Source organism: Microcystis sp. LSC13-02, from assembly GCA_002282935.1.
Classification (GTDB): Bacteria; Cyanobacteriota; Cyanobacteriia; order Cyanobacteriales; family Microcystaceae; genus Microcystis.
On sequence record MTBT01000115.1, the window covers coordinates 1 to 4,394 of the forward strand.

Here is a 4,394-nt window from a genome sequence, read left to right on the forward strand (position 1 = left end):
ATATTAATGGTTCATTAAATATAGGGAGAAAGGTAGTCGGAGAGGTTGCATTTAGCAAGAATCCGATAGAGAGGCTTGTAGTTAGCCCTGTGCGGGTCAAAGCGTACAAAGCTGATTCAAAGTGCGACGTTTGCGTACAGAATTAGTAACTATTACACCACCCTCACACAGAACCTAGAAGAGCCGAATTTCTACCAGTTTAATCGCCAGAATAACCCTCATAATTACCCCCTTGGGATGTGATGATTCTGCCTGGGAAATAAATGGTACTTTATTTTTTTGCAAGTTCCTTACTGCGACCGATGATCGCCCGGAGATAGCTAATTGCTAAGGCCAAAAACGCGAGGGGAATACTTTCTTTGACGATAAAAATTCCTAAACCGATCAGCACACAGGGAACGAAGGTACTTCCCTGACTGGTGAGAATAGTGGCGATGGTCGGCACACTGGTCAACCCGTAGGCGATCGCACACCAAACCCCCACCAGAATCAAAAACACGCTGACGATAACGATCAGACTTGTTACAGTACTACTGGCGAACAGGGGAATGTAAATGCCGATATTATCGCTCCCGTTGGCGACGGTTAACGCGGCCACGCTATAGGTGCGCGAGTCAAACCAACCACCGAAGGGGGAATGTTTCGCACCCTCTAGGTTGACTTCGACATTCTCCTGCTCTTCCTCCTTCTCCTCTTCTTTGAGAAGGGAAAAGATGCCGAGAATCACAGGAACGAGGCCTAGATAGCGAATCCATGGGGTAGGGATAAGAAAGCACCCGAAAAATCCCGCTAAACTGGCAATAACAAGCAGACTAAAGCCGATATACTGACCGATCACGATATCGCGACGACGGAAGAGTTTCCCCGTTTGGCTGAAGAGAATCGTCAGGATCAATATATCGTCGAGGTTGGTGGCGACGAATGCCGCTACACCGGTAGATATCGCGATCACAATCTCGATCATCGTTTTTTTCCTTAAGATGGCCGTCGGGTTCTCCAGTTAGTTACACCTTCACCGTGACAGGGGAAACCGAAATATTCGGCGTTCGGCTTTTCCTTGAGAGGTTCCGGAACGGGAGAATTTTACTACCCATCCCGATGGAGAAACTGTATTTCCCACGACCGATCGCTTTATCCCGGTGCGGGATGGAAAAAGAAAGCGAGGGCGATCACGGCGTAGGTCGCGACGAGTAATATGCCCTCTAGCCAGTTCGAGCGACCGTCGTTACTGATTGAGTTGGCCAGCCAGACGGCGACGGCGACGGCGACCAATTCAAACGGATCGAAATCGAGAGCCATCGGCTGACCGATGAAATAACCCGCGATTACGAGAACCGGTGCGACAAAAAGTGCGATTTGTAGGCTCGAACCGACGGTGACAGAAACCGCTAGATCCATTTTGTCTTTTAAGGCGACCCTAACCGCAGTGGCGTGTTCGGCTGCGTTGCCGATAAAACCGCGCACGGTTTTGAAAAACAGACTATCAGCCTTCTTTACTGTTTCAATTACCCGAATCGCCCGGTAATATACTCGCGAGCCTCGTCGGTTTGCGGATTGCCGAACATAACTTCCGTGGGGCTGAATTCGACTAATTTCCCCCGGCGTTTCCCAGACGAATCGGTTTCGGTGTTAAAAAATGCCGTCCAGTCGGCGATCCGCGATGCCTGCTGCATATTGTGGGTGACGGTGATGATCGTGTAACTTTCCTTCAGTTGTAGGCACAATTCCTCCACCTGACGGGTAGAGATGGGATCGAGGGCCGAACAGGGTTCATCCATCAATAAAACATCTGGCTTCATAGCGATCGCACGGGCGATACAGAGGCGCTGTTGTTGTCCCCCCGATAGTGCCGTTCCTTTTTCTTTCAGTTTGTCCTTTACTTCCTCCCAGATCGCCGCCTGCCGCAGGGAATACTCGACCAATTCCTCAAGATTTCCCTGATAACCGTTGGTTCGGGGCGCGTAGGCGATATTCTCGTAAATGCTCTTGGGAAAAGGGTTCGGACGTTGGAAAACCATCCCCACCTGTCGCCGTAACTTGACCGCGTTGACCTGCGAATCGTAAATATTCTGATTTCGGTAGAGTAATTTTCCCTCCACCTTGGCGCCGGGGATCAGATCGTTCATGCGATTAAAGCAGCGCAAGAGGGTACTTTTCCCGCAACCGGAGGGGCCGATAAAGGCGACGATTTTTCGCGCAGGAATTTTAATATGAACATCCATAAGAGCGAGAAACCCGTTATAAAAAACTTTGACACCTTCCGCATCGAAAACACTGTGATCTGGGTTAAGGTGGGTAGTCATGGCAACAATTCTCCTGAGTATGATTAAACGACTGGTTAAAAGGGAAAAGTGGGGAGTGCAGGAATAGGGGATGTCAAGTATCTACCCCCTTGCCTGCTGCCTTCCCTAATTCGGTGTCGAATAACGTTGACGTAGATAGATGGCGATGGCGTTCAGCGCCATGATCAAAAGGATCAGAACAATAATCGTTGCGGCGGCGGCGTTGGCGAAACCGGGTTCAGGACGGGAGACATAACTAAAAATCTGAATGGGCAGTACCATAAATCGCTCGAATAAACCAGGATCGAAGGTCAGAAAACTCACCGCTCCCACGACCACTAGCGAGGCCGCGTCCCCGATCGCCCGCGACACGGAGATAATTACCCCCGTGAGAATCCCCGGCACCGCATAGGGTAAAACATGGTGTTGGAGCGTCTGCCATTTGGTGCTGCCTAGACCGTAGGAGGCTTGGCGGAGGGAATCGGGAACCGCCCGGATCGCCTCCCGCGCCGCAACGATAATGACTGGCAGCGAGAGAAGCGCAAGGGTTAAAGCCCCGGAAAGTAGGGTAGAGCCGAAATTCAGTAAATAGACGAAGACCCCTAAACCGAGCAAACCGTAAACGATCGAGGGAACCCCGGCCAGATTGCCGATATTCACCTCGATCAGCGCCGTCCACCAGTTTTTCGGGGCGTATTCTTCTAGGTATAGGGCTGCTCCCACCCCGATGGGCACCGCTACCAAGATCACGATTACTCCCAAATAGAGGCTACCGATAATCGCGGGGCGAATTCCCCCGCGATCGGGAAAACGGGAGGGGGTTTCCGTGAGAAAACCGGGGGTGAGTAGGCGGGCCAGTCCGTCATGAAGGACATTGAACAACAGTAGAGCGAGAACGAATAGACCGACGAGTAATCCGATCAAGAAAACATACTCGTAGATTTTGCCGATGGTTTCTCGGCTTTCGAGTCGATCATTAAAGACGGCCGTATCCCTAGTAGGAGAAGATTTAACCATGATAATTAGTCGTATTTTTCCTTAAAGCGATTAGAAATCCAATAACTGCCGATATTGAGCGCCAGAGTGATCAGGAAAAGCACCGCACCGACCGCGTAGATGGATTTAAAATTGAAACTCCCTCTGGGGGCATCTCCACTAGAAACCTGCGCCATAAAAGCGGTCATGGTGGCGATCGATTCCAGTGGATTGAAAGTTAGACGAGGTTGAGCACCCGCCGCGATCAGGACGGTCATGGTTTCTCCCACCGCACGGGAAACCCCCAAAATAATCGAAGCCATAATCCCCGATAGGGCGGCCGGCAGAACCACCTTGAAAATTGTTTCCAGCTTGGTAATTCCTAGGGCGTAGGAACCCTCGCGCAGGGAACGGGGAACCGATTTAATCGCGTCTAGGCTGATCGAACCGACGGTCGGGGTGATCATGATTCCCATCATCAATCCCGCGCTGAGGGCGTTAAAAACCTCTACGGGTAAAAAATTCCGTAGTAAGGGCGTTAGAAAGATCAGTGCGAAGTAACCGTAAACTACGGTGGGAATTCCCGCGAGAATTTCCACGGCCGGACGCAGAATAGAAGCTACTTTCGGGGTCGCGTACTCGGCCAGATAAATCGCTGAAGACAATCCCAACGGAACTGCGACCACCATTGAGATGACCGTGGTTAAAACGGTTCCGTTAATCAACGGCCAGATCCCGAAACGGGGAGGATTAAAAAGGGGAGTCCATTGGCTATCCAAGAAGAACTGCCCGAGACTTACTTCTTGGAAAAAAGCGACAGTTTCCTTGAAAATAATAGCGACGATGCCGAAGGTCGTGACTACAGATACAAGGGCGCAGGCGAACAAAATCGTTCCGATAATTTTCTCGGGAACATCATCGGAGGCTCGCTTGAGAAGAGAATCCCCTCTTGCGAACAAAGAGTCATCAAAAGAACCGGTAGTGGTCATGGGAAATTTTGGGTCTGAAACCCCGCCGTAGAACGGCGGCTTTACGTTAGAATTAAGAGGCCAGTCTCGAAAACCAAGTGGACGGCGCAGCACCTTGAAAACTCGGCTTAGGGGGTTCCGACCAGAAAAGCTTGGCCGGGTAAAAAGT

The 4,394-nt window shown here is 50.8% G+C and carries 5 protein-coding genes and 1 pseudogene; 1 reads left to right on the forward strand and 5 read right to left on the reverse strand.

The window, feature by feature from the left end:
• A pseudogene (locus BGL89_RS21210) lies at positions 1 to 146 on the forward strand (RNA-guided endonuclease InsQ/TnpB family protein); the annotation flags it as partial.
• 125 nt (positions 147 to 271) lie between these two features.
• On the opposite strand, the gene BGL89_RS06970 reads toward BGL89_RS21210, so the two are convergent.
• The 5 genes from BGL89_RS06970 to pstC form a co-directional block, all read right to left on the reverse strand.
• The gene (locus tag BGL89_RS06970; protein WP_286825073.1) at positions 272 to 964 is read right to left on the reverse strand and encodes a cadmium resistance transporter; all 693 of its coding nucleotides are present in this window, start codon (positions 962 to 964) and stop codon (positions 272 to 274) included.
• Between the two features lie 167 nt (positions 965 to 1,131).
• Complete coding sequence (locus BGL89_RS06975; protein ID WP_353743918.1) at positions 1,132 to 1,593, reverse strand: calcium:cation antiporter family protein; 462 nt, start codon at positions 1,591 to 1,593, stop codon at positions 1,132 to 1,134.
• Positions 1,506 to 2,303 carry a phosphate ABC transporter ATP-binding protein PstB gene (gene pstB / locus BGL89_RS06980; RefSeq protein WP_286825074.1) on the reverse strand — a complete coding sequence of 266 codons (798 nt, stop codon included), beginning with the start codon at positions 2,301 to 2,303 and terminating at the stop codon, positions 1,506 to 1,508. The genes BGL89_RS06975 and pstB overlap by 88 nt, the downstream gene beginning before the upstream one ends.
• A gap of 105 nt (positions 2,304 to 2,408) precedes the next feature.
• The gene (pstA, locus tag BGL89_RS06985) at positions 2,409 to 3,299 is read right to left on the reverse strand and encodes a phosphate ABC transporter permease PstA (RefSeq protein ID WP_286825075.1); all 891 of its coding nucleotides are present in this window, start codon (positions 3,297 to 3,299) and stop codon (positions 2,409 to 2,411) included.
• Between the two features lie 5 nt (positions 3,300 to 3,304).
• On the reverse strand, positions 3,305 to 4,246 hold the full coding sequence (gene pstC / locus BGL89_RS06990; protein WP_130758527.1) for a phosphate ABC transporter permease subunit PstC: 942 nt from the start codon (positions 4,244 to 4,246) through the stop codon (positions 3,305 to 3,307).
• Between the last annotated feature and the right edge of the window lie 148 nt (positions 4,247 to 4,394).